This is a genomic window from Sphingomonas sp. 179-A 2A2 NHS, assembly GCF_045371305.1.
GTDB lineage: Bacteria > Pseudomonadota > Alphaproteobacteria > Sphingomonadales > Sphingomonadaceae > Sphingomonas.
On the sequence record NZ_JBIQDE010000001.1, the window covers coordinates 129153 to 152623 of the forward strand.

23 protein-coding genes are annotated in these 23471 nt (G+C 65.7%); 7 read left to right on the forward strand and 16 right to left on the reverse strand.

Going from position 1 to position 23471, the window contains the following annotated elements:
* Positions 1 to 64: 64 nt before the first annotated feature.
* From ACH0AE_RS00645 to ACH0AE_RS00665, 5 genes are all read right to left on the reverse strand, one after another.
* Positions 65 to 1861 carry an acyl-CoA dehydrogenase C-terminal domain-containing protein gene (locus ACH0AE_RS00645; protein WP_294443144.1) on the reverse strand — a complete coding sequence of 599 codons (1797 nt, stop codon included), beginning with the start codon at positions 1859 to 1861 and terminating at the stop codon, positions 65 to 67.
* A 6-nt stretch (positions 1862 to 1867) separates the two neighbouring features.
* A complete protein-coding gene (locus tag ACH0AE_RS00650) occupies positions 1868 to 2284 on the reverse strand; it encodes a MerR family DNA-binding transcriptional regulator (protein ID WP_294443143.1) in 417 nt (138 codons plus the stop codon).
* Between the two features lie 34 nt (positions 2285 to 2318).
* The gene (locus ACH0AE_RS00655; RefSeq protein ID WP_294443142.1) at positions 2319 to 2816 is read right to left on the reverse strand and encodes a hypothetical protein; all 498 of its coding nucleotides are present in this window, start codon (positions 2814 to 2816) and stop codon (positions 2319 to 2321) included.
* Positions 2813 to 3175 (reverse strand): phosphoribosyl-AMP cyclohydrolase, encoded by a 363-nt coding sequence (hisI, locus tag ACH0AE_RS00660; RefSeq protein WP_294443141.1) that lies wholly within the window; start codon positions 3173 to 3175, stop codon positions 2813 to 2815. The genes ACH0AE_RS00655 and hisI overlap by 4 nt, the downstream gene beginning before the upstream one ends.
* Before the next feature lie 102 nt (positions 3176 to 3277).
* Positions 3278 to 3529: a Rho termination factor N-terminal domain-containing protein gene (locus ACH0AE_RS00665; RefSeq protein ID WP_294443140.1), complete on the reverse strand. Its 252-nt coding sequence runs from the start codon at positions 3527 to 3529 to the stop codon at positions 3278 to 3280.
* A gap of 115 nt (positions 3530 to 3644) precedes the next feature.
* Between ACH0AE_RS00665 and purF the strand changes: the two genes are divergently transcribed.
* Positions 3645 to 5102: an amidophosphoribosyltransferase gene (purF, locus tag ACH0AE_RS00670; RefSeq protein ID WP_294443139.1), complete on the forward strand. Its 1458-nt coding sequence runs from the start codon at positions 3645 to 3647 to the stop codon at positions 5100 to 5102.
* Between the two features lie 112 nt (positions 5103 to 5214).
* Positions 5215 to 5928, forward strand: coding sequence for an SDR family NAD(P)-dependent oxidoreductase (locus tag ACH0AE_RS00675; protein ID WP_294443160.1), 714 nt, complete (start codon positions 5215 to 5217; stop codon positions 5926 to 5928).
* A gap of 9 nt (positions 5929 to 5937) precedes the next feature.
* Here ACH0AE_RS00675 and ACH0AE_RS00680 read toward each other — a convergent pair whose 3' ends face one another.
* The 6 genes from ACH0AE_RS00680 to ACH0AE_RS00705 form a co-directional block, all read right to left on the reverse strand.
* Complete coding sequence (locus ACH0AE_RS00680) at positions 5938 to 7140, reverse strand: serine hydrolase (protein WP_294443138.1); 1203 nt, start codon at positions 7138 to 7140, stop codon at positions 5938 to 5940.
* Positions 7137 to 8345 carry a cyclopropane-fatty-acyl-phospholipid synthase family protein gene (locus ACH0AE_RS00685; RefSeq protein ID WP_294443137.1) on the reverse strand — a complete coding sequence of 403 codons (1209 nt, stop codon included), beginning with the start codon at positions 8343 to 8345 and terminating at the stop codon, positions 7137 to 7139. Before ACH0AE_RS00685 ends, ACH0AE_RS00680 begins: the two co-directional genes overlap by 4 nt.
* A 51-nt stretch (positions 8346 to 8396) precedes the next feature.
* On the reverse strand, positions 8397 to 9746 hold the full coding sequence (locus tag ACH0AE_RS00690; protein WP_294443136.1) for a deoxyribodipyrimidine photo-lyase: 1350 nt from the start codon (positions 9744 to 9746) through the stop codon (positions 8397 to 8399).
* A gap of 75 nt (positions 9747 to 9821) precedes the next feature.
* Complete coding sequence (locus ACH0AE_RS00695; protein WP_294443135.1) at positions 9822 to 10856, reverse strand: 2-oxoacid:ferredoxin oxidoreductase subunit beta; 1035 nt, start codon at positions 10854 to 10856, stop codon at positions 9822 to 9824.
* 67 nt (positions 10857 to 10923) lie between these two features.
* On the reverse strand, positions 10924 to 12906 hold the full coding sequence (locus ACH0AE_RS00700) for a 2-oxoacid:acceptor oxidoreductase subunit alpha (protein WP_294443134.1): 1983 nt from the start codon (positions 12904 to 12906) through the stop codon (positions 10924 to 10926).
* A 35-nt stretch (positions 12907 to 12941) separates the two neighbouring features.
* Positions 12942 to 13892, reverse strand: a complete 951-nt coding sequence (locus tag ACH0AE_RS00705) for a histone deacetylase (protein WP_294443133.1) — start codon at positions 13890 to 13892, stop codon at positions 12942 to 12944.
* Positions 13893 to 13938: 46 nt separating this feature from the next.
* Between ACH0AE_RS00705 and ACH0AE_RS00710 the strand changes: the two genes are divergently transcribed.
* Entirely contained in the window at positions 13939 to 14958 is a 1020-nt protein-coding gene (locus ACH0AE_RS00710) for an alpha/beta hydrolase (protein ID WP_294443132.1), read from the forward strand.
* A 141-nt stretch (positions 14959 to 15099) separates the two neighbouring features.
* Here the strand turns inward: ACH0AE_RS00710 and ahcY are convergent, their stop codons facing one another.
* Together ahcY and ACH0AE_RS00720 are read right to left on the reverse strand one after the other, a co-directional pair.
* Positions 15100 to 16518, reverse strand: coding sequence for an adenosylhomocysteinase (gene ahcY, locus ACH0AE_RS00715; protein ID WP_294443131.1), 1419 nt, complete (start codon positions 16516 to 16518; stop codon positions 15100 to 15102).
* 168 nt (positions 16519 to 16686) lie between these two features.
* Positions 16687 to 17247, reverse strand: a complete 561-nt coding sequence (locus tag ACH0AE_RS00720; protein ID WP_294443130.1) for a YqgE/AlgH family protein — start codon at positions 17245 to 17247, stop codon at positions 16687 to 16689.
* Positions 17248 to 17355: 108 nt separating this feature from the next.
* On the opposite strand from ACH0AE_RS00720, the gene ACH0AE_RS00725 reads away from it, so the two are divergent.
* The 4 genes from ACH0AE_RS00725 (at position 17356) to ACH0AE_RS00740 (ending at position 20305) form a co-directional block, all read left to right on the forward strand.
* Complete coding sequence (locus tag ACH0AE_RS00725; protein WP_294443129.1) at positions 17356 to 17835, forward strand: peroxiredoxin; 480 nt, start codon at positions 17356 to 17358, stop codon at positions 17833 to 17835.
* A gap of 45 nt (positions 17836 to 17880) precedes the next feature.
* Positions 17881 to 18153, forward strand: a complete 273-nt coding sequence (locus ACH0AE_RS00730; protein WP_294443128.1) for a hypothetical protein — start codon at positions 17881 to 17883, stop codon at positions 18151 to 18153.
* Between the two features lie 88 nt (positions 18154 to 18241).
* On the forward strand, positions 18242 to 19675 hold the full coding sequence (locus tag ACH0AE_RS00735; protein ID WP_406875374.1) for an AMP nucleosidase: 1434 nt from the start codon (positions 18242 to 18244) through the stop codon (positions 19673 to 19675).
* Positions 19676 to 19768: 93 nt separating this feature from the next.
* Positions 19769 to 20305 (forward strand): hypothetical protein, encoded by a 537-nt coding sequence (locus tag ACH0AE_RS00740; protein WP_294443126.1) that lies wholly within the window; start codon positions 19769 to 19771, stop codon positions 20303 to 20305.
* A 72-nt stretch (positions 20306 to 20377) separates the two neighbouring features.
* Here the strand turns inward: ACH0AE_RS00740 and ACH0AE_RS00745 are convergent, their stop codons facing one another.
* Genes ACH0AE_RS00745 through ACH0AE_RS00755 form a run of 3 tightly spaced genes read right to left on the reverse strand, consistent with a single transcriptional unit; the run spans position 20378 to position 23457 of the window.
* On the reverse strand, positions 20378 to 22216 hold the full coding sequence (locus ACH0AE_RS00745) for a M2 family metallopeptidase (RefSeq protein ID WP_294443125.1): 1839 nt from the start codon (positions 22214 to 22216) through the stop codon (positions 20378 to 20380).
* 55 nt (positions 22217 to 22271) lie between these two features.
* Complete coding sequence (locus ACH0AE_RS00750; protein ID WP_294443124.1) at positions 22272 to 23033, reverse strand: alpha/beta fold hydrolase; 762 nt, start codon at positions 23031 to 23033, stop codon at positions 22272 to 22274.
* Positions 23014 to 23457 carry a GFA family protein gene (locus tag ACH0AE_RS00755; protein WP_294443123.1) on the reverse strand — a complete coding sequence of 148 codons (444 nt, stop codon included), beginning with the start codon at positions 23455 to 23457 and terminating at the stop codon, positions 23014 to 23016. Before ACH0AE_RS00755 ends, ACH0AE_RS00750 begins: the two co-directional genes overlap by 20 nt.
* Positions 23458 to 23471: the final 14 nt, after the last annotated feature.

A 23471-nucleotide genomic window follows, 5' to 3' on the forward strand; every position in this document is an offset into this window, starting at 1 on the left:
GAAATGGCCGGCGAAGCATAGGCCCCGCCGACCTTCTATTTGATCAAATCGAGAACTGTCCGCCTCAAGCAGAGCGGAACATCTCGGGCGGCAGCGCCATCAGCGCCTCCGCACCGCCCTCGATCTGGCGACGATAGGAACCCGCCTCCGGCAGCACGCGCTCCGCGAAGAAGCGTGCCGTCACCAGCTTCGCGTCGAGGAACGCGGCATCGCCCTGGCCCGCGTCCTTCAGCGCCGCAGCAGCCACCGCCATGCGCAGCCACATCAGGCCGACCGACACGACGCCCAGCAGGTGCATGTACGGCACTGCGCCCGCACCGATGTTGTTGGGGTTGGAGATGTTCCCCATGAACCACATGGTCGCCGCCTGAAGCTCACCCAGCGCCTTTTCGAGGCGCGTGGCGAAATCAGCCGCCGGACCGCCCTTCGCCCCGGCGCATTCCTCCGCCACGATCTTGAAGAACAGCTGGATTGCGCGGCCGCCGTTCATCGCCAGCTTGCGGCCGACGAGGTCCATCGCCTGCACGCCGTTGGTGCCTTCGTAGATCATCGCGATACGGGCATCGCGCACGTACTGCTCCATCCCCCATTCCTGGATGTAGCCATGGCCGCCATAGACCTGCTGCGCGTCGGTCGCGATCGCATAGCCCTTGTCGGTGCCGACGCCCTTGATGACCGGGGTCAGCAACCCGATGAGGTCAGCCGCCTCCTGCCGCGCGGCCTCATCCTCCGCGCTATGCTCCAGGTCGACCTGAAGCGCGCCCCACAGGCACAATGCGCGCAGCCCCTCGAGCCACGCCTTGCCGTTCATCAGCATGCGGCGAACGTCCGGGTGGACGAACAGCGTATCAGCCTTTTCGTCGGGCTCCGCCGCGCCGGTCAACGCGCGACCCTGGCGACGGTCCTCGGCGTATTGGACGGCGTTCTGATACGCCGTCTCGCCCACCGCGAGACCCTGAAGACCCACACCCAGCCGTGCCGCGTTCATCATGATGAACATCGCCGCCAGGCCCTTCATCTCCTCACCGACAAGCCAGCCCGTCGCGCCGTCATAGTTCAACACGCAGGTCGCGTTGCCGTGGATGCCCATCTTGTGCTCGATCGAGCCACAGGACACCGCGTTGCGCTCACCCAGCGAGCCGTCGTCGTTCACCATGAACTTGGGCACCACGAACAGGCTGATGCCCTTCGAGCTGTCCGGCGCCCCCGGCGTCTTCGCAAGGACCAGGTGGATGATGTTCTCGGTCAGATCATGCTCGCCGGCCGAAATGAAGATCTTGGTGCCGGTGATCTTGTACGAACCGTCCGCCTGCGGCTCCGCGCGGGTGCGGATGAGGCCCAGATCGGTGCCGCACTGCGGCTCGGTCAGGTTCATGGTGCCGCCCCATTCGCCGGACACCATCTTGGGCAGGTACTTCTCCTGCTGCTCGGGCGATCCCTTCGCCACCAGCGCCGCGATCGCACCATGCGCGAGGCCCGGGTACATGGCGAACGCCATGTTGGAGGAGATCATATACTCCTGAAACGCGGTCGAGATGACGTGCGGCATGCCCTGCCCACCGAACGCCTCTGGCGCGGACAGCGTGCCCCAGCCGGATTCAACGAACTGCTTGTACGCTTCCTTGAAGCCGGCCGGCGTCGTGACCGAACCGTCCTCATGGCGGGTGCAGCCTTCCTGGTCGCCCGACTGGTTCAGCGGGAACAGAACCTCGGCGACGAAGCGTCCGCCCTCTTCCAGCACCGCGTCGACGGTATCCGGCGCGGCAGCCGAAAAGCCCGGCACATTCGCATAGCGGGAGAGGCCAACGACATGCTCCAGGACGAAGCGGGTGTCGCGCACCGGCGGGGTATATTGCGGCATCGGGAATCAGTCCTTCTGATCTGACTGGTCAAGCAATTGAACGAACTGGTCGAGTTCGGCGATGGCGGCGTCGATGTCGCGCTTTTGCGCCTCAAGTGCCTCAATCCGCGCGCGGCAGCGGGCGACCGTCACGGCGCGCTGCGTGTTCCGGCCATCCCCAATGTCGTAGAGGTCGATCATCTCGCGGATCTCGGCGAGGCTGAACCCCACACGCTTTCCACGCAAAATCCAGGCAAGCCGGGCGCGATCGCGATGCGAATAGATGCGTGCCGTTCCACGGCGATCGGGTGCGATCAGCCCCTCATCCTCGTAGAAGCGAAGCGCGCGAGGCGTGACGCCGAATTCCACCGCCAAATCCGTGATGGTGAAATGCGAGCGATCCTCGCGTGGGGGGATCGAGTCGAAGGCTGCTGCAACCGACATAATCGTTGCTAGGTACGTTCCGCTTACGTGAACGTCAATTGCAAAGCTGTTGACCGTTTGGGCCGCGCATTGCGCGCGCTTCGCTCTCCACGCCGCTCAAGCGCGGAGCATTGAGCGCCGAAAACGAGGCTCGACCGGTGCACTTTCTATCGCATGCAGCAGGCACTGCGGCGGGGAAGAAGAGCCGCTCCCCGTCGAAACGCGCCTCGAACCGGCAATCTTCGCCGAGATCGACGCGCAGGCGCACCCGCCCGGTGGCCACCCCTCGCGCCGCGCATCCATGGCCCTCGCCATAATCGACGACAGCGGCAAGCCGCATCTGTCGATCAGCGCGAATGACGCATACGCGGTCGGTCTCGGATGCGTAGGCACCCACCGGGTCGATGACCGATGGATCCGCGACAATCCCCCCTTCCATGGCGGCGCGTTCCAGCATGCCCCCGGCTGCATTGCCGCCCGAATCGCTGGGAGCCGGGCTCTCACAGCTCAACAGGGCAAGCAGAAGCAGCGCTGCAACGCCGCCGTTCTTCAATCGACCGGCTCCAGACCATCAGGCCCTATCCGCCGATAAAAGCACGAGCGCGCGCCCGTGTGACAGGCAGGCCCAACGGGATCGGCGATGATCCAGATCGCGTCCTGATCGCAGTCGATCCGCATCTCGCGGACGTTGAGGACGTTGCCGGACGTCTCGCCCTTCACCCACAGGGACTGGCGGCTACGCGACCAGAAGGTCGCCTTGCCCGTCGCCCGCGTGGCAGCAAGTGCCTTCGCATTCATGTGGGCGACCATCAGAAGCTCGCCGGTCTCGCTGGCAGTTACCACTGCCGTGACGAGGCCCGCCGAATCGTACTTGGGATCGAGGATGCTTCCGGCTTCGCGAGGGTCTGACATATGGCCTCCTTACAGAGGCTAAGCTCGGGATCGAAGCGCGCTGTTTACGTGCGCGCCACCGGCCATGCCAGTTGGGGACAGATGCCCCCGGGCACCCTTCGCTTATTTGTGGTTGCGGATCGCTTCGACCAACTCAGCCTTGCTCATCTTGGAGCGGCCCTCGATGCCGATGTCCTGCGCCTCCTCGTACAAATCGTCCTTGGTCCGGTCCTCGAGGCGGCGGCCGCGATGATCGAGCGTGCCCGCGGCCTTGGCATTGGCGATCCGCGCCGCCTTTTCCTTCGACTCGCCCTTCTTTCGAAGGTCCTCGTACAGCTTGTCGTCCTTGATCTGTGCGCCGTGGTTCCTGGGCATCACCGCCTCCTGTATCCTCCCGCCAGAACCCTTCGGCCCGCCAATCGCTCCAAGCCCATGACATTTCGGCGACAGTCGCTATATGGGCCGCGCACGACGTGAGCCCCCAATCACCATGCTGACTACAAATCCCTTCGACGATGACCATCTGCACGAGGAGTGCGGCATTTTCGGAGTGTCCGGCTCCGACGGCGCTGCTGCTCTGGTGGCGCTCGGGCTTCATGCCCTGCAGCACCGCGGCCAGGAAGCCGCCGGTATCACCAGCTTCGACGGCACGAACTTCCACACCAAGAAAGCGATGGGCCACGTTGCCGGCAATTTCGACAGCGAGGCGGTGATCGCCAGCTTGCCGGGTTCGGTCGCGTGCGGGCACGTGCGCTATTCGACCACTGGCGAGACGGCACTGCGCAACGTCCAGCCGCTGTACGCGGAGCTTGCGAGCGGCGGCTTTGCGGTGGCGCACAACGGCAACATCTCCAATGCGATGAAGGTGCGCCGCGAGCTCGTCCGCCGCGGCTCCATCTTCCAGTCGACCAGCGACACCGAGACGATCATCCATCTCGTCGCGACGTCCAATTACCGCACCCTGCTCGATCGATTCATCGATGCGCTGAAGCAGGTGGAAGGCGCCTACGCGCTGATCGTGATGACGCCGGAGGGGATGATCGCCTGTCGCGACCCGCTCGGCATTCGCCCGCTCGTGATGGGCAAGCTCGGCGATTCGGTGATTTTTGCCAGCGAGACGGTGGCCCTCGACGTCGTTGGCGCCGAATTCGTCCGCTCGGTCGAGCCCGGTGAACTGGTGATCGTCCAGGGCACGGAAACCCGCTCGGTCCGTCCCTTCGCCCCGCTGGCGCCCCGGCCTTGCATCTTCGAGTGGGTCTATTTCTCGCGCCCAGATTCGATCGTGGACGATCACTCCGTCTATTCGGTGCGCAAGTCGATCGGGCAGCAGCTTGCCATTGAATCGCCGGTCGATGCCGATCTGGTGATTCCAGTGCCCGATTCGGGTGTGCCCGCGGCGATCGGCTATGCGCAGCAAAGCGGCATACCGTTCGAGCTTGGCATCATCCGTTCGCACTACGTTGGCCGCACCTTCATCCAGCCCGGCGACAAGGTCCGCCACCTGGGTGTCAAGCTGAAGCACAACGCAAACCGTGCGCTGATCGCCGGCAAGAAGGTCGTGCTGATCGACGATTCGATCGTACGTGGCACGACGAGCCTGAAGATCGTGCAGATGATGCGTGAGGCTGGGGCGGCGGAAGTCCACATGCGGATCGCCAGCCCTCCGACCAAGCACAGCTGCTTCTACGGCGTCGATACACCGGAGCGCGCCAAACTGCTCGCCGCGACTCATGACCTAGGTTCGATGACCGACTTTATCCATGCGGATAGCCTCGCGTTCATCTCGATCGACGGGCTGTACAAGGCATTGGGCGAAGCAAAACGCGCTGCCGTTCGCCCGGGCTATTGCGACGCCTGCTTCACCGGTGATTATCCCACCACGCTGACCGATCACGACGACATCGGCGAGGTCGATCAGTTCGCCATGCTGGAGGAGCGCGTCGCCTGACGCGCCATAGCAGCGCCGGGCTGATCGGGCTTGTCCCGACAGCGGGCGTGCCGCACTAGTCGCAGATAAGGGTTCACGGGGCGCTCGATCCCGGAACAACTTCGGGGTCACGATCTTGAACAAGCCACTTCAGAACCAGCTCGCGCTCGTCACTGGCGCAAGCCGCGGGATCGGCGCCGCGACCGCGATTGCCCTCGCGGCACAGGGCGCACACGTCGTGGTGACCGCGCGTACCGCCAAGGCGCTTGAGGACGTTGAGCAGGCGATCTTCGATGCCGGCGGCTCCGCCACGATCGCGCCTTTGGACCTGACCGAGAAGGATGCAATCGCCCGGCTTGCGTTGGCGATCGGCGAGCGCTGGCAAGCGCTGGACCTGATGGTGCTGAACGCCGCAACGCTCGGCTCGCTCGCCGCGGTGCCGGCGATCGATCCTAAGGAACTGGCCTCCGTACTGACGCTGAACGTGTCCGCGCAGGTTGCCCTGATCCAGGCGTTCGACCCGATGCTGCGCCAGTCGCAGGCGGGGAAAGTGATCGGGATCACATCCTCCGTGGGCCGGAAACCCCGTGCATATTGGGGCGCTTATGGCGCCTCAAAGGCAGCGTTTGAGACATTGCTGGGCGCTTATGGCGACGAGATGCACGAAATTAGCCGCGTTCGTACAGCGGTTGTCGACCCTGGCGCGACCCGCACCAATATGCGTGCGCGCGCCTATCCGGGAGAGGATCCCGCATCGGTGAAGCCGCCGGAGAAGGTTGCGGAGCGGATCGTCTCCCTGGCAGTCTCCGGATTCGAGACCGGCCACTTCGAGCGCGTCGAGGCCTGATCCGGCCAGTCAGCGCCCACGCGCTGCGGCGAACAACCGATCCAGGAAGGCGTGGCGTGCCTGGCTCAAGGCCGGGTCGCTTGCCTTCGGCCACGCACTGACCATTGCGATCACTGTGCGCGTCTTCGGATCGACGGTGATGCTCTGGCCGAAGATGCCAACTCCGCCGAAGCGATCTTCGGGGTACGTCCACCATTGATAGCCATAGCCGAAGCCGGGGCGACCGGTGGAAGCATTTGCCTTGGTTGCGTCAGCGAACCAACCCGGCGGAACAATCCCTGCCCCGCCCTGCATCGCGAGCTGGCCCATCCGGGCATAGTCACGCAACGACACCGAAAGACAGCAGCCCGCCACTTCGCGCCCCGTGGCGTCGACCATCCAGAAGGCGTCCCGCTCCATGCCGTAGGGCTGCCACACCTTCTCGCTGAGATACGTGGCCAGGGGTTTCTTCACGGCATTGGCGACCAGCACGCCGATGAGGTTGGTCTCGCCCGTCTTGTACACCCACTTGGCGCCAGGCGCGCTCTCGCGCGGCAGCGTACGCATATAAGCGACGGTTGGGTCCATCCGCGGTGGCACAGCGACCGAGAACATCCGCGCCACGTCCGACTGCGGATCGGTATAATCCTCGTTCCACTTCACGCCTGACGTCATCGTCAGCAACTCGGCAATCGTGACCCCGTCATAGCCGCTGCCGGCCAGATCCGGGATGTATTTGGTTACCGGTTCGTCGACCGACTTGATGAAGCCGTCTCGAATCGCGGCGCCGACCAGCGTCGAGGTGAACGACTTGGCGACCGAGAAGCTCGTCCAGCGACCATCGCGGGTCAGCCCGCGCGCGTAACGCTCCAGGCGGACAGCGCCGTCCTGTATCACGATCAGGCCGGCGACATTGTTCGCCGCGATGAAGGCGTCCACCTCTCCGGCGGGCACGGGGAGCGGCGGGCCAGCAGGCAGTGCCAAGGGCTTGCGGCCGGCCCTCACCACGTGGCCGGGAAACAAGCTTTCCATGTGCGGGAAGTTCTGGTCTCGCTGCTCTTGCGACCAGAACAGCACTTCCGCGCCGACCTGTTGCAGCTTGGCTCGGTTGGCATCGGTGATCGGCACACCGGCGGTTTGGGCCTGGGCTGTTCCCTCTTGCGGCTGGGCGGACGTGGTGGCGCAGCTCGCCAGCGCCAAGGCCCCGAGCGTCAACCAGATGGCGTGCTTCATTCCCCCTCCTTCACGAGGGTGATCTGCACGACGTCGATTCCGCCGCCTCGAAAGCCCCCTTCGCAATACATCAGGTAATAGCGCCAAAGATCAATGAACTTCGCGTCGAAGCGCGATGGCAAACGCGCTTCCGCCACCGCAGTGTCGAAGCGTTCGCGCCACAATCGAAGCGTCTCGGCATAGTCCAGTCCGAAGGCGTGGCGATCCTGCCAGCTTAACCCGTGCGCTTCGGCCAGCCCCCGGAACCGCGGCTCGTTGATCAGCATGCCGCCGGGGAAGACGTATGCCTGAATGAAGTCGACGTTCGTCGAATAAGCCGGCCAGATATCGTCCGCGATGTTGATGAACTGGATCGCGGCACGGCCACCGGGTTTGAGGGCGCCAGAGACGGCCGCGAGATAATCCCGCCAATAGGCTTCGCCCACCGCCTCCACCATCTCGACCGAGGCGACCGCGTCATACTGGCCGGTGACGTCGCGATAGTCGGTGAGCGAAACGGCCACCGGCAGGCCGCGGGTGCGCTCGGCCACGAAGCGCTGTTGTTCCGCGGCAAGGGTGATCGCGCGCACCTTGATGCCGCGGCGAGCGGCGGCCTCGGCGAGGGCGCCCCAGCCGCAGCCGATTTCGAGCAGCGTCCCGCCCGCCGGCACGGCTGCGCGGTCAAGTATGGCGTCGATCTTGCGGCGCTGGGCGCCCTCGAGTGGTTCATCGCCGGCAAACAGCGCGCTCGAATAGGTGAGCGATGGATCAAGCCAGGCGTCGTAGAAGTCGTTGCCGAGATCGTAATGCGCCGCGATGTTCCGGCGTGCGTTGCGGCGGTCGTTGCGGCGCAGGAGGTGCATTGCGCGCGCCGCCAAGCGGGCGCCGCGTTTTGCGCGCGCGACGTTGCCCAACGTCGTGCGGTTTCGCATGAACAGATCAAACAGCGGGACGGGATCTGGGCTGGACCAGTCGCCGGCCGCCCAGGCTTCATACCAGCCGATCGAACCGCCCATCACTAGCCGGCGCAGCGCGCGCCAGCGGGTGACCGTGACGATGGCAAGCGGGCCATCGCGCCGACCGCCGAGCAGCCGCCGGGTGCCATCAGGAAGAGCGGCCTCGATCGCACCCTCCTCAAGCCCGGCGTCGATCCGATCGAGGATCCGGTGGAACACGGGCGCCATACGGCGCGCCCACACACCGCCCGCGGCGGGAAGATCGACCATGCCATGCATCGCCTGCGCTCATGCACCGGGCGCAGCCCGCACGAAAGAGGGTCAGCGCACCGCGCGCCCCGCCGCAAGCGCGCGCTCGCGTGCCTCGCGGTGACCGATGATCTTCGGCGGATAGCCATCCGGGCGGCAGCCCGCAGCGTCCGGATCGTGGATCGTCGCGTCGGGCAGATCCCGCAACTCGGGCACCCATTGGCGGATATAGTCGCCGGCGGCAAACTTCTGAGACTGGGCAAGCGGCGCCATGATGCGGCCGAACATGTTCGAATCCGTGCCCGTGCCGGCGACCCACTGCCAGTTCACGCTGTTGTTGCCGTAATCGGCATCGACCAGCGTATCCCAGAACCAGCGTTCGCCTTCGCGCCAGTCGATCAGCAAATGCTTCACCAGGAAGCTGGCGGCGATCATCCGCACGCGATTGTGCATCCAGCCGCTTGCCCACAGCTGGCGCATGCCGGCGTCCACGATCGGATAGCCGGTGCAGCCCCGCTGCCACGCCTTCAGCTCACTGGGCGCGCGGCGCCACTTAAGCCGATCGAAGCGCGGCCGGCCGTTCTCGTCGGCGTATCGTGGCAGCGCGAGGATCACGCCCGAGGTGAAATCCCGCCATGCGAGTTCGCGGCGAAAGGACTGCACGCCGGCACTCCGCCCGCTGAGCGCCGCCCAGACCGTTCGCGGCGAAATCTCGCCGTGGTGAAGATGGGGCGAGAGGCGCGAGGTGCCTTCGGTGGAGGGAAGGTTTCGCTGCTCCTCGTAATCCGTGCTGATCGACACGAAAGCGTCGAGCGCGTCCTGTGCCCCTTCCTCGCCGGGCGACCACATCTCGAAGCCCTTTGCCCAGTTCGGCGCGGTGGGAAGCAGCTTCCAGCTGGCGAGCGTGTCGCTCTTTGGCCAATGGCCGGGTGCCGGGATCCTGTCGGGCGCGGGCATGGGATCTTCCGGTGGCATCGTCGCGGACAGCGCCTTCCAGAAGGACGAGAAGATCTTGAACTGCCCGCCTGCCCCGGTGGTCACATCACGCAGCGGACGCAGGTGATTGCCGTCGTGCAGGGTGAGGAGGCCGCCCAGTTCTTCCTCTGCCGCGCGCCACCAGGGTTCATAATGGCGAATGGCGTGGATCTCGGTCGCGCCAGTCTCCTTCGCCAGCCCCTTCAGCACCTCGGCGGCGGGGCCGCGGCGGAGGATGAGGCGGCTGCCCTTTTCGCGCAGCGCGTCGTCGAGCGCGGTGAGGCTGTGGTGCAACCACCAGCGTTGCGCGCCGCCGATGCGCCAGTCCCCGGGGCCCTCATCATCGAGGACATAGACCGGAATGACCGCGTCGGCCGCGGCGGCGGCGCATAAGGCGGGTTGATCGTGGAGGCGGAGATCCTGGCGGAGCCAGAGCAGCGTTGGCATCGCTGCTCTACGCCCGTCTCAGGAATGATGTTCCGCGCCGCAGCACCGGTTGGCGGCGGCGACGCGGAAACAGGATCAGATGACGTGCGGCTGCTTGTCGACCATCCACGTCTGCCCCTTGGAGAGCAGCTTCTGGAGATCGGGCTTCTTGCCTTCGCTCGCCCTAGCGTTCTGTTCGACCACGGCGCTCTCGAACGTCGGCGCGGGATCATCGAAGATCACGCCGAGCGCCATCGGGAACGCGCCGAACGGCATTTCCACCAGCATGTGCGCGAGGCCACGGTTCGTCTGGTCATGGACGATGACGCCGGCCGACTGCCAATCGTCATCCGCCACGTCGACGACCTTGAGCGTCAGGCGCTCGCCATCCATGGCGAGGCCCTTCTTGCCGCCATCGAACAGCAGCGGCTTGCCGTGTTCGACCCACAATTGGTTCGGCCCGGCATTGGGCTTCGCCGCGAAGGGCGCGAACACGTCGTCGTTGTAGACGATGCAGTTCTGGAAAATCTCGACGAAGCCGGTGCCCTTATGGGCATAGGCCGCCTTCAGCACGTTCGGCAGGTTCTTGTGCACGTCGATCCCGCGGGCGATGAAGCGCGCGCCGGCGCCGAGCGCGAAGGCGCACGGGTTCGCGGGGCGATCGACCGAGCCGAACGGCGTCGACGGCGACTGGGTGCCGACGCGGCTGGTGGGCGAATACTGCCCTTTCGTCAGGCCGTAGATCTCGTTGTTGAACAGAAGGACCTGGCAATCGAGGTTGCGGCGGATGAGGTGCATCGTGTGGTTGCCGCCGATCGACAGCGCGTCGCCGTCACCGGTGATGATCCACACGTCGAGTTCCGGATTGGCGAGCTTTACGCCCGTCGCCACCGCCGGCGCACGGCCGTGGATGGTGTGGAAGCCGTAGGTTTCCATGTAGTACGGAAAGCGCGACGAGCAGCCGATGCCGCTGACGAAAACGGTGTTTTCCGGGCGCGCGCCGATTTCCGGCATGGTGCGCTGCACCGCCTTCAGGATCGCATAGTCGCCGCAGCCCGGGCACCAGCGGACTTCCTGATCGGTTTCCCAGTCCTTGGGCTTCGTCGCGACGATGGGAGTCATGTCGTTCATCGAACTGCCTTCTTGCAGCGAATGTTGAGGAAGTTGAGGCGATAGCGCGTTTTCTCAACCACCATGATCATGCCGATTGCGGCGAGTGGACATCGCGCAGCGAGCCATCGTCGTGGCCGGACGCGGGCTCGGGAAGCTGCGTCTGGTCGGCCGGCAGCGTGCCGCCTTCGTTGCCCGCCACGTCATCGAAGAAGGTCGCGATGGCGGCCTCGATCTCGGCGATGCGGAAGGGCTGACCCGACACCTTGTTGAGCGGCCTTGCATCGACCAGGAACTGATCGCGCAGCACCGTCTTCAACTGGCCCGTGTTCATCTCCGGCATGAGGATATTGTCGTAGCCCTTGAGCAGCGCGCCCAGGTTCGCCGGCATCGGCCAGATGTGACGCAGGTGGATGTGGCTGACGTCATAACCGCGGCGGCGCATGCGGCGCACCGCCTGGTGGATCGGGCCGAAGGTGGAGCCCCAGCCGACGACCGCGAGCTTGCCGCTCGTCTCGCCCACTTCGACCTGCTGATCCGGCACCTTGATGTTCGCCACCTTGTCGCGGCGCGACTCGGTCATCGCCTGGTGATTGGCCGGCGAATAATCGATGTTGCCGGTGCCGACCGCCTTCTCGATGCCGCCAATGCGGTGGAGCAGGCCGGGCGTGCCGGGCTTCACCCACGGGCGGGCGCCCTTCTCGTCGCGACCGAACGGCTTGAAGCCCTCCTCCGGCGCTTCCTCGAGGAAGGCCTTGGGGAACGGCTCGAGCGTGCTGATGTCCGGCACCTTCCACGGCTCGGCCGCGTTCTGGAGATAGCCATCGGTCAGCAGCATGACCGGGGTCATGTAGGTCGTGGCGATGCGCACGGCCTCAATCGCGACTTCGAAGCAATCCGACGCCGAACGCGCGGCGATCACCGGCAGCGGCGCATCGCCGTTGCGGCCGTACACCGCCTGGTAGAGGTCCGACTGCTCGGTCTTGGTGGGAAGGCCGGTCGACGGCCCACCGCGCTGCGCGTTGACGACGACGAGCGGCAGCTCGGTCATGATCGCAAGGCCGATGGCCTCGGTCTTCAGCGCAATGCCGGGGCCCGAGGAGCAGGTGACGCCGAGCTGGCCGGCGTAGCTGCCGCCGATCGCGCTGGCGACCGCGGCAATTTCGTCCTCCGCCTGGAAGGTGGTGACGCCATATTCCTTCAGGCGCGAGAGCGCGTGAAGGATCGCCGAGGCGGGGGTGATCGGATAGCCGCCGAAGAACATCTTCAGCCCGGCAAGCTGCGTGCCGGCAACGAGGCCGAGGCTGATCGCGTCCGCGCCAGTGACGGTGCGGTAAAGGCCAGGCTCCGCCGGGGCGGCCGGAAGCGCATGCTGCTTCATCGGGCCGGCAAGCTCCGCCGTCTCGCCATAAGCATGGCCGGCGTTCAATGCCGCAATGTTCGCCTCTGCCAGCGTCGGCGCCTTAGCGAACTTGTTCTTGAGCCAATCGACGAGCGGCGCGCGATCACGATCGAACATCCAGAGCGCGAGCCCCAGCGTCCACATGTTCTTGCAACGCAGCGCTTCCTTGTTGCCGAGGCCGAACGGCTTCACGGCATCGAGCGTCAGTTGCGAGATGTTGAGGCGGATGACCTGCCACTTGCCAAGGCTGCCGTCGTCGAGCGGGTTCGCATCGTACTTCGCCTTGGCGAGATTCCGTTCGCTGAACTCGCCCTCGTCGGCGATGATGAGGCCGCCGGGGCGAAGCGCCTGGACGTTGGTCTTGAGCGCTGCCGGGTTCATCGCGACCAGCACGTCGAGTTCGTCGCCGGCGGTTTCGATCTGGGTCGAACCGAAATTGATCTGGAAGGCGCTGACCCCGAACAGGGTACCGAGCGGCGCACGGATCTCCGCCGGGAAATCCGGGAAGGTCGCAAGGTCGTTACCGGCGAGCGCGGTGGACAGGGTGAACTGGCCCCCGGTGAGCTGCATGCCGTCACCCGAATCGCCCGCGAAACGGACAACCATCGACTCGGCGGGCGGATTGGACGACGCCTCTTGCGGCGTCACTTCATGGGCGGCGGTCGCCATATGTTTTCCTGCAGACTTCCCTAGATGAGGCGCTGTTACGCGCCGGGGCCCCTTGAAACCAAGGTAGAATGATCCCGCGTCGCTGCAACCCACGCTTTTTCATAGATGCGACCAAGCCGCAGTATCACGTCGACATGGCGACGCGCGATCGCGACGACATCATCACCGTATCCACCGCCAACCGTGCTGGCGATCGGGATACGGCGGGCGAGCGCGAGCGTCGCGACCACCTCGTCGCGGCGCGCCAGCCCTTCATCGGTGAGCGCGAGTCGGCCGAGCCGATCGCCCGCAAAGGGATCCACGCCGCCCTGGTAGAGAATGAGATCAGGCGCGACCTGATCGATCAGGGGCGCGAGCGTGTGAGCGAGCGTATCACAATACTCCTCGTCGCCGGTGCCGTCGCGAAGCGCGACGTCGAGCGTCGAACGGGCCTTGCGCGCGGGGAAGTTCTTTTCGGCGTGGATCGAATAAGTGGCGATGTTCGGCTGGCCCGCGGTCAGCGCGGCGGTGCCGTCGCCCTGGTGAACGTCGACATCGACGACGAGGACGCGAACGCCTTCCGCGGCCAAGCGCGCGGCAGCGACGGCGAGATCGTTGAACACGCAATAGCCCGCACCGGTGTCGGCGAGCGCATGATGGCTGCCGCCGGCGGTGTTGGCGGCAAAGCCATTGGCAAGGGCGAGCCGCGCGGCATGGTACGTGCCACCGGGAACGAGCTGCGCCCGCTGCGCGACGATCGGCGTGACCGGGAAACCGATGCGCCTTTCCTTCTCACGCGGAACGGCGGCGGCGAGCACCTCGGCGACATAGGCCGGATCATGGACCGCCTCCAGCCAGCCACGCGGCGCCGGATCGGGCACATGCCAGGCGATCCCCTGCCCTTCGCTGACCAGAATGTCACGGATCGCACCGTTCTTGCCCCAGCGGTAACCAGTGCGTGCGGGCGCCTCCACGACGTAATCGGCATGATGGACGACGGCGATCATCTGCGCCAAGATAGGTAGCAAAAGCGAACCTGAGGAGAGTTACGGCATGACCGACACGCTGATCCGCGATGCTGGCACTGGAAATGCAGCGTCCGACGGGCCCTATGTACGCCCCGACGTGCGCGGTTTCCTCGATTATCTGAACAGCGTGCCCGGCCCGAAAACCCATGAGGGCACCGCGGAAGCGGCGCGCGCGATGTACCTTGCGATGAAGGACGTGGCCGACCTGCCGCTGGGCGAGTTGGCGACGATCCGGGACCTCACCATCCCGGGGCCGGCGGGCGACATCCCGGCGCGCCTGTTCGATCCGCGCGAGAGCCGCGAACCGGGCCCGGTGGTGGTGTTCTTCCACGGCGGCGGCTTCGTGATCGGGAACATCGACACCCACGCGAGCTTCACCGCCGAGATGGCGCGGCAGCTGGACCTGCCGGTGGTGTCGGTCGACTATCGCCTGGCGCCGGAAGCGAAATGGCCCGCCGCACCAGAAGATTGCGAGGCGGCAGCACGCTGGGTTGCCTCTAACCCGGCGGAGCTTGGGCGGACCGCGACCGGCCTCGTCCTCTCCGGCGACAGCGCGGGCGGCACGCTGACCATCACCACTGCCATGGCGCTGCGCGACGAGCCCGCCGCCGTGCCGGTGATCGTGCAGGCCCCGATATATCCGGCGGCGGACATGAACAAGGAATATCCCTCGTTCAACGATTATGCCGAAGGCTTCCTGCTGACGCGCGACACGATGATCTGGTTCGCCGACCATTATCAGGCGGACTTCACCCACTTCCGCGGCTCGCCAATGATCGGCAACCTCGTCGGCCTGCCGCCCGCAGTGATCGTGACCGCCGGGCTCGACCCGATCCGCGACCAGGGCCGCGCCTATGCCGCCGCGCTGGTGCTGGCGGGCGTGCCGGTGACGTACCGCGAGGCAGTGGGCAACATCCATGGCTTCATCACGCTACGCCAGGCGGTGCCGTCGAGCGCGGGTGACGTGGCGGGATACCTCGCCGCCGTGAAGGATGCGGTGGTCGAGGCCGAGGGCCAGCGGGTGATGGTGCAGGCGGCTGGCTGATTATCGCCTGAAGAGCGTGTCCCGGGCGACAGCGTCTGGGGCACGTGCTTCGCGGCTGAGTCCGCCCTCATAGTGTGACAAAGAAAAAGGGGCGGGCCTTGCGGCTCGCCCCTTTGTCGTTTCGCGCGATCGCGTGAGCAATCAGTAGCGGTAATGGTCCGGCTTGAATGGGCCTTCCACCGGCACGCCGATGTAGCCGGCCTGCTTCGGCGTCAGCTTCGACAGCTTCACGCCCAGCTTCTCGAGGTGAAGCGCGGCGACCTTTTCGTCGAGGTGCTTCGGAAGCACGTACACTTCGTTCTTGTAGTTCTCGCCCTTGGTCCACAGCTCGATCTGAGCGAGCGTCTGGTTGGTGAACGAGGCGCTCATCACGAAAGACGGGTGGCCGGTGGCACAGCCGAGGTTCACAAGGCGGCCCTTGGCGAGCACGATGATCTGCTTGCCGTCCGGGAACTTCACCAGATCCGTGCCCGGCTTAACTTCGGTCCACTCGTAATTGTCGAGCGCCGCGATCTGGATCTCGCTGTCGAAGTGGCCGATGTTGCAGACGATCGACATGGGCTTCATCGCCTTCATGTGATCGGCAGTGATCACGTCGGCGTTGCCGGTCGCGGTGACGAAGATGTCGGCGCGCTTCACCGCCTCGTCCATCGTCACGACCTCGAAGCCCTCCATCGCCGCCTGCAGGGCGCAGATCGGGTCGATCTCGGTCACCAGCACGCGGGCGCCGCCGTTGCGCAGCGACTGGGCCGAGCCCTTGCCGACGTCACCGAAGCCGGCGACGCAGGCGACCTTGCCGGCGAGCATCACGTCGGTCGCGCGGCGGATCGCGTCGACCAGCGATTCCTTGCAGCCGTAAAGGTTGTCGAACTTCGACTTGGTGACCGAGTCGTTGACGTTGATCGCGGGGAACGGCAGCTCGCCCTTCTTGGCGATCTCGTACAGGCGGTGAACGCCAGTGGTGGTCTCTTCCGAGACGCCCTTCAGGTTCTTGACCGTCTCAGTGAGATAGCCCGGCTTCTTGGCGATGAACGCCTTCAGCGCGCGCTGGAATTCGACTTCCTCGGCGTTCTCCGGCTCGCCGAAGCTTTCGCCGCGCTCGAGCTTCGCGCCCCACAGCGCGAACATGGTGGCATCGCCGCCGTCGTCGAGGATGATGTTGGCGGTCTGGCCGTTGCCGTCATCCCAGTCGAAGATCGAGCCGACATAATCCCAATAGTCGGCGAGGCTCTCGCCCTTCACCGCGAACACCGGGATGCCGGCGGCAGCGATCGCCGCAGCGGCATGGTCCTGCGTCGAGAAGATGTTGCAGGTCGCCCAGCGCACGTCGGCACCGAGAGCGACGAGCGTCTCGATCAGCACCGCGGTCTGGATCGTCATGTGCAGCGAGCCGGTGATACGTGCGCCCTTCAGCGGCTGCGACGCGCCATATTCCTCACGCAGCGCCATCAGGCCGGGCATTTCGGTTTCGGCGATGTTGATTTCAGCGCGGCCGAAATCAGCAAGGCCGATGTCCTTGATGACATAATCAGTGGTGGGGCGATCGAGAACGGTGGCCACAACGGGTCTCCAGGAAAGTGACGCCGACCAAGGCATATCACCGGCCGACATGCCCGCCACATAATCGGGCGCGGCATCGAATACAAATATAAAGATATCTTTATATCTGCTTTGTCACTCGTCCCGCCGCCCCGTCAGCGCCGGCTGCGACGTTCGCGGGCGGTGCCCTCAGGCGTGCCCGCTCTGCGTGCCGAGGAGGCGTGGATCGATGCCGGCGGCGTTGAAGCCGCGCGTCCAGCGATCCGCGATCCCGGTATCGAACAGCATCGCATCATCGTCGCTGACGTTGAGCCAGCCGTGACGGGTCATCTCCTCGTCGAGCTGCCCGGCGCCCCAGCCGGCATAGCCGAGCGCGACGAGCCAGCGCGACGGACCGTTGCCGCTCGCGATGGCGCGCAGCGCATCGAGCGTGCCGGACAGCGCCCACTTGCCCGCCACGTCGATCGTGTCCTGGCCGCCCCAGTCCAGCGTGTGGAGGACGAAGCCGCGACGCGTTTCCACCGGCCCACCGAAATGGATCGGCGCATCCGGAGTGTCGCCGGGATCGATATCGACCTGCTTCAGCACGTCATGAAGCCCCAGCCCGGCGATCTGCGCGCCGATCCCGATGCCGAGCGCACCCTTCGCATCGTGGGCGCAGACGGCGATCACCGCCTGCTGAAAGCGCGGATCACCGATCCCGGGCATGGCGAGAAGGAACTGACCAGTGAGAAAGCTCGAGGTTTCCATGACTTCTATCTAGGCCGCAGCGGCGCGCATCGCCACGCTTGAAAACACAGGCGAGCCTTGCGACGTAGCCGCCGCCGCACCTTTGCGCGCTTGAGGAGACATTCAGAGATGACGATCAACGTCGGCGACAAGCTGCCCAAGGCGACCCTCGTGAAGGCGACCGAGAATGGGCCGGAAGCGGTGGATACCGAAGAATTCTTCAAGGGCCGCCGTGTGGCGCTGTTCGCCGTGCCGGGTGCGTTCACGCCGACCTGCTCCGCCAAGCACCTGCCGGGCTTCGTCGAGAAGGGTGACGAGCTGAAGGCGAAGGGCATCGACGAAGTGGTCTGCACCTCCGTCAACGATCCGTTCGTGCTGGGTGCCTGGTCCAAGTCCGCCAATGCCGGCGACATCACCATGCTGGCGGACGGCAACGGCGACTTCGCCGAGCAGCTGGGGCTGACCATGGACGGCTCCAAGTTCGGCATGGGCAAGCGCAGCCAGCGCTATTCGATGGTCGTCAATGACGGCGTCGTCGAGCAGCTCAATGTTGAGGCCCCCGGCGAGTTCAAGGTGAGCTCGGCCGACCACCTGCTCGGCAACCTCTGACAAAACGAGGCGTTGGTCTGGCGGCTCTGACAGGAGGTTCATGCCATGACCAACGCATCGCAGAACAAGACCGGAGCATCCCACTCCGGGTCCGAAGACACGGGTTCGCTGACCGAACGCGCCCGTGACGCGGCGAGCGGCGCCGGCGACAAGATGACGGCCGCCGCATCGTCCACGATGGAGAAGGTGAAAAGCCATCCCTATGCGGCGGCGGGCATCGTCGCCGGCGTTGCCGCCGCCGTCGGCGGGGCAGCGTTTGCAGCAAGCAAGCTTGGCGGATCCCACGGCCAGTCCAGCCACGGATCGCACGCGGGCTGACCATTGTCCCTTCCGCCGTGTCGGCCGTAGCTGGCGCGGCGGGGGGCATTGTCTTGCCAGAGTCATCGACCCGACCTAACCATCCGCGATGACTGCACATGAGATCGTTGCCGAACTGGATCGGCTCTACACCGGCGCAGTGGCGCGCCTTCAAGCGGCCCTCGACACCTATATCAGAACCGGCACCCCGCCATCGCCCGAGTCGCGGCGGGACGGATCGTTCGCTTACCCGGAGATCCGGCTGAGCTTCCGCGGCGGCATGGATCGCCCTGCCCCGCTGCGCTCCTACGGCCGGCTCGTCACCGAGGGCGAATACCGCATCTCCGTCACCAAGCCGGGGCTGTTCGCGGACTATCTCGTCGAGCAGCTGACGCTGCTGATGGAGGATTATGACGTCACCGTTTCCGCGGTGCCGGGCGCAACCGAGATTCCCTTCCCTTATGTGATCGATGCCGGCCACGCGCTGAGCCTCGACGAGGTTTCTGCGGCGGAACTGACGCGGCACTTCCCGGCGACCGAGCTGGCGCATATCGGCGACGAGATCGCCGACGGCCTGTGGGCGTCGATCGACGGCACGCGGCCGCTCGCACTGTTCGATGGCCTGCGCACCGATTTCAGCCTGGCGCGGCTGCGGCATTATACCGGCACGCCGCCGGAGCATGTGCAGCGTTACGTGCTGTTCACCAACTATCACCGCTATGTCGACGAGTTCGTCCGTTGGGCGGCGGCGCAGGTGGGGGCGGAAGGAAGTCGCTTCACCGCTTTGTCCGGGCCGGGCGGCGTGCTGTTCAAGCCGGGTGATGATCCCGCGATGCTGGACGACACGGCGTGGCGGCGACTGCAGATGCCGGCCTATCACCTGATGGCGCCGGATCGCACCGGCATCACGCTGGTGAATATCGGCGTCGGGCCGTCAAACGCGAAGACGATCACCGATCACCTTGCCGTTACCCGTCCGGATGCCTGGATGATGATCGGCCATTGCGGCGGACTTCGCCCGTCGCAGCGGATCGGCGACTATGTGCTCGCCCACGCCTATCTGCGCGACGACCATGTGCTGGACGACATGCTGCCGCCGGAAATTCCGGTGCCGGCGATCGCCGAGGTGCAGCAGGCGCTGGCGCGCGGGGCCGAGACGGTGAGCGGCCAATCGGGCGAGGAGCTGAAGCGCCGGCTGCGCACGGGCACGATCGTGACCACCGACGATCGCAACTGGGAACTGCGCTATTCGCGCTCGGCGTTGCGCTTCTCGCTGAGCCGCGCGGTGGGCATCGACATGGAATCGGCGACGATCGCAGCGCAGGGCTTCCGCTTCCGTGTGCCCTACGGGACGCTGCTGTGCGTTTCCGACAAGCCGCTGCACGGCGAGCTCAAGCTGCCTGGCCAGGCGAACCGCTTCTACGAGCGTGCGATTTCCGAGCACATGCGGATCGGGATCGAGACGTGCGAGGAGCTTCGTCGCGAAGGGCAGAAGCTGCACAGCCGCAAGCTGCGCGCGTTCAACGAGCCGCCGTTCCGCTGAGCAGCGCCGGCGGGCGGCTCCCGTTGCGTCGAGGAAACGTTTCGGCCAGTCGAGACGTTAGTTCGCGATCCATTCGACAAAGGGGAGCAGATCATGGCCGAGAACGACGACACGCCGCCCGCCGCATCGCCCAAGCCACCGGCGCGCCGCGCGCCGCGCAAGGCCGCTGCGCCGAAGAAGCCGGCGGCTACCGCGACCGACAAGCCTGCTGCCCCCAAGCGCGCCCGCAAGACCGCGGCGGCAAGCGCCGCCAGCGGCGGCGCGGCGACGACCAAGGCAACGACGAAGGTGCCGCCCAAGCCGCGTTCCAGCAAGCGGGCGACCCCGCAGCCGCGGCGCACCAAGCCTGCCGCTGCCGTCGAGCCGGCGAAGAAGGATGCCGGCTGGCGCAACAAGGCCGCGATCGCTGGTGGGCTGGCCGCGGTCGGCGCGGCGGCGACCGCCGCGCTGCTGTCGCTGCGCGGTTCGACGCCCAAGAAAGGCGCTGACGGGAAGGAAGCGGAGGCGGCCAAGGAGCCTGCGGCCGCCGCAGCAACGCCGAACCACGGCCATGCGCACATGCCGGACGGCAAGGATGCCACCGCATCCTTCGAGGCCGGGATCGCTGACGAGAATGTGATCCCGGAATGACGGATTGCTGCTCCCCCGGCCGGGGGAGCAGCTAACCTAAAGCCCCCGGGGCTGGTGCCCCGGGGCGTCGGATTACCAGCCGCTCGGCTTGCCCTTGTTCTGCTGGTCGAGCCACTTCTTCAGCGGCGCGAAATAGGCGAGCATCGGCTTGCCCGACATTTCACGCGTACCGGTGAACGCCTGCAGCGCGTCCGGCCACGGCTTCGACTGCCCCATCTTCATCATCGCATCGAGCTTCGCGCCGACGGCCTTGTCGCCGAAGAAGGAGCAGCGATGGAGCGGCCCCTTCCAGCCCGCCTGGCGGCAGGCCGCCTCGTAGAACTGGAACTGCAGGATCCGCGCGAGGAAATAGCGCGTGTACGGCACGGCGGCGGGCACGTGATACTTTGCGCCGGGATCGAACTTCGTCTCGTCACGGGCGACCGGCGGGACGATGCCCTGATACTGCAGCCGAAGCTTGTCCCAGCCCCCCTGCATCTGGCCCGCGGGGATTTCGCCCGAGAACAGCTGCCAGCGGTATTTGTCGACCAGCAGGCCGAACGGCAGGAAAGCGACCTTGTCCATCGCCTGGCGGAGCAGGAGGCCGATGTCCTTGTCCGGCGAGGGCACCTTCGCCTGATCGAGCAGGTTGATCTTCACGAGGTAATCGGGCGTGATCGACAGCGCGACGAAGTCCCCGATCGCTTCATGGAAGCCGTCGTTCGCGCCGTTCTTGTAGAGATACGGCTGCTGATTGTAGGCGCGCTGGTAGTAATTGTGGCCAAGTTCATGGTGGATGGTGATGAAATCATCCGAGTTCACCTTGGTGCACATCTTAATGCGCAGATCGTCGACATTGTCGACGTCCCACGCGCTGGCATGGCAGATCACTTCGCGATCCAGCGGCTTCACGATCTGCGAGCGCTGCCAGAACGTTTCAGGCAAGGGCGCAAAGCCGAGCGAGGAATAGAAGCCCTCGCCGGTCTTCACCATCTTAACCGGATCGTACTGCTTGGCCTTCAGCAGCTCGCCGATGTCATAGCCAAGGTCGCCGGCGCCCGGGGGAGCGACGACGTCATAGATGTTGCCCCATTCCTGTGCCCACATGTTGCCGAGGAGATCGGCGCGGATCGGGCCGGTCTTCGACTGTACCGCATCGCCATATTTCTCGTTCAGCTTCGCGCGGACATAGGTGTGCAGCGCCTTGTAAAGCGGCTCCACCTCGCTCCAGAGCTTGTCCGTCAGGGCGGCGAACTGATCGGGCGTCATGTCATAGCTGGACCGCCAGAGCGCGCCGGTATCCTTGAAACCGAGCTCGACCGACCCTTCGTTGGCGAGCGCGGTCATCTTGGCATAGTCGCTGCGCATCGGCGCGCCGACACTGTCGTGCCAGCTGACCCACATTTCCTTCAGCTTGGCAGGATCGCGGCTCTCGCCCATGGCCGCCTCGATGTCGGAGCCGTTGATCGGCTTGCCGTCCAGCGTACCGCGCCCCTTGCCGTAGAACGACGACATCTTCGTCGTGAGCGTCGACAGTTCCTCCGCTGCGCCCGGGCGCATCGGCGCCGGCAGCGTCAGGCCGCTCGCCAGGATGTTGAGCTTGCGCTTGGTGTCGTAGGAGAGGCCGGGGAGCGAGCGGTACTTTGCGGCCTCGTTGGCGAGGCGCACCGACATCTCGGTCAGTTCACCGCCCGACTTTGCGGCGAGCGCGTCGGTGTCCTCGGTGATATAGGTGGCGTTGACCCAGGCGATCCGCGCACCATCGACGCTTGCGTCGGCAAGTTCTTTCTCGGCCGCGGCAACGAATGCATCGGCCTGCGCAACGGTCGGCGAGCCGGCTGGTGCGGTGGCCGGCGCGGCCTGCTGAGCGGCGGCGGGATGCACGACCAAGGCCGCCGCCAAAGCGGCGAGCGAAATCAGGGGGCGGGTCATGAAGGGTCCTCGGTGTTTCGTATCTCGTTACAACTGGAACCACCGGGACGTGCGGTCAAGCGGCGAGGAACTCCGCAATTGCCTGCCCCAGTTCGGGCTTCGTGACCGCGCTCATATGGCCACCGGGGATCTCGACAAGGCGCGCATCCGGCAACAGGCGCGCCAGATCCGCGGCAGAGCCGTTGTCGAAATCCTCGACCCCGTTCACCACCAACGTCGGCTGGGTGAAGCCTGCGACCACATCCTGCGGCGTCGAGACGAAGGTGTCGATCACGCGGAGAAGCGCGACGGGATCGCCCCCAGTGGTCTTGAGAAATGCCTCTGCGAGCCAGGCCGGGCTGCCGCGTTCATGCTTCCCGAGGTTGGTGAGGATGTTGCGGAAGTGATCGGCACGACGTTCGGCGCTGGTCAGCCCCTCCAGCCCCATGCCGGAAAAGATCACGCGCCGTGGCGTGGCGCCGGTGGCCAGCATGCGTGACGTGGTGCGCGCGCCGAGCGAATAGCCGCCAAGATCGTAATCGGTGAGGCTGAGGTGCGCGATCAGGGCGTGCCCGTCCTTCGTCAGCGCGTCCGGCGGATAGGCGGCGGGATCGTGCGGCTTGTCGCCTTCTCCGTGTGCGCGCAGATCCGGCATGATCACTCGGTAACCCTTGGCGGCAATCGTGGCGGCATGGCCGTAGCGCACCCAGTTCGTCTGGGCGTCCGAGAAATAGCCGTGGATCAGGACGATCGGGCGACCCTCCCCCAGTTCGTGCCAGGCCAGCCGCGTGCCATCGAAGCTGGTGAAGTGATGCGCCTCAGTCGGGTATTTTGCCACAGGCCTCGATCCAGCGTTGGTTGACGCTCTCATTCTCCTCACTGCGCATCCGTGGCAAGTCGCGGGTGTCGATCCACGCCTCGTGCATGCTCTCGACCGCGTAATGATGCGCGGGGCGGAAGCGCGAAGGATCGTCGAAGCTGCCGACGGTGAGATCGATGTTCTCGCCGTTCTCCAGGAAGGCGAAGCCGAGCGGGGTGCCGCAGGTGGAGCAGAACGGCCGGTGCGCGATCGGGGACGACTGATACCAGTCAGGGCCGGATTGCCACTCGACGCCGGCCACCGGAACGTTGACGAAGGCGATCGAGACGCCGCCGGTCGCGCGCTGGCACATGCGGCAATGGCAGAGATATGCCTCGTCGCTCTCGACCTCCGCCGAATAGCGCACACGGCCGCACTGGCAGCCGCCCGTCATCCTCGTCATCCCCGCGGCTCCTT

What these genes read in the sequence shown, in the direction of transcription:
- ACH0AE_RS00645 (WP_294443144.1), bottom strand. Translation starts at nt 1,861, where the DNA reads ATGCCGCAATATACCCCGCCGGTGCGCGACACCCGCTTCGTCCTGGAG.
- ACH0AE_RS00650 (WP_294443143.1), bottom strand. Translation starts at nt 2,284, where the DNA reads ATGTCGGTTGCAGCAGCCTTCGACTCGATCCCCCCACGCGAGGATCGC.
- hisI (WP_294443141.1), bottom strand. Translation starts at nt 3,175, where the DNA reads ATGTCAGACCCTCGCGAAGCCGGAAGCATCCTCGATCCCAAGTACGAT.
- ACH0AE_RS00665 (WP_294443140.1), bottom strand. Translation starts at nt 3,529, where the DNA reads ATGCCCAGGAACCACGGCGCACAGATCAAGGACGACAAGCTGTACGAG.
- purF (WP_294443139.1), top strand. Translation starts at nt 3,645, where the DNA reads ATGCTGACTACAAATCCCTTCGACGATGACCATCTGCACGAGGAGTGC.
- ACH0AE_RS00680 (WP_294443138.1), bottom strand. Translation starts at nt 7,140, where the DNA reads ATGAAGCACGCCATCTGGTTGACGCTCGGGGCCTTGGCGCTGGCGAGC.
- ACH0AE_RS00685 (WP_294443137.1), bottom strand. Translation starts at nt 8,345, where the DNA reads ATGGTCGATCTTCCCGCCGCGGGCGGTGTGTGGGCGCGCCGTATGGCG.
- ACH0AE_RS00690 (WP_294443136.1), bottom strand. Translation starts at nt 9,746, where the DNA reads ATGCCAACGCTGCTCTGGCTCCGCCAGGATCTCCGCCTCCACGATCAA.
- ACH0AE_RS00695 (WP_294443135.1), bottom strand. Translation starts at nt 10,856, where the DNA reads ATGAACGACATGACTCCCATCGTCGCGACGAAGCCCAAGGACTGGGAA.
- ACH0AE_RS00700 (WP_294443134.1), bottom strand. Translation starts at nt 12,906, where the DNA reads ATGGCGACCGCCGCCCATGAAGTGACGCCGCAAGAGGCGTCGTCCAAT.
- ACH0AE_RS00705 (WP_294443133.1), bottom strand. Translation starts at nt 13,892, where the DNA reads ATGATCGCCGTCGTCCATCATGCCGATTACGTCGTGGAGGCGCCCGCA.
- ACH0AE_RS00710 (WP_294443132.1), top strand. Translation starts at nt 13,939, where the DNA reads ATGACCGACACGCTGATCCGCGATGCTGGCACTGGAAATGCAGCGTCC.
- ACH0AE_RS00720 (WP_294443130.1), bottom strand. Translation starts at nt 17,247, where the DNA reads ATGGAAACCTCGAGCTTTCTCACTGGTCAGTTCCTTCTCGCCATGCCC.
- ACH0AE_RS00725 (WP_294443129.1), top strand. Translation starts at nt 17,356, where the DNA reads ATGACGATCAACGTCGGCGACAAGCTGCCCAAGGCGACCCTCGTGAAG.
- ACH0AE_RS00730 (WP_294443128.1), top strand. Translation starts at nt 17,881, where the DNA reads ATGACCAACGCATCGCAGAACAAGACCGGAGCATCCCACTCCGGGTCC.
- ACH0AE_RS00735 (WP_406875374.1), top strand. Translation starts at nt 18,242, where the DNA reads ATGACTGCACATGAGATCGTTGCCGAACTGGATCGGCTCTACACCGGC.
- ACH0AE_RS00740 (WP_294443126.1), top strand. Translation starts at nt 19,769, where the DNA reads ATGGCCGAGAACGACGACACGCCGCCCGCCGCATCGCCCAAGCCACCG.
- ACH0AE_RS00745 (WP_294443125.1), bottom strand. Translation starts at nt 22,216, where the DNA reads ATGACCCGCCCCCTGATTTCGCTCGCCGCTTTGGCGGCGGCCTTGGTC.
- ACH0AE_RS00755 (WP_294443123.1), bottom strand. Translation starts at nt 23,457, where the DNA reads ATGACGAGGATGACGGGCGGCTGCCAGTGCGGCCGTGTGCGCTATTCG.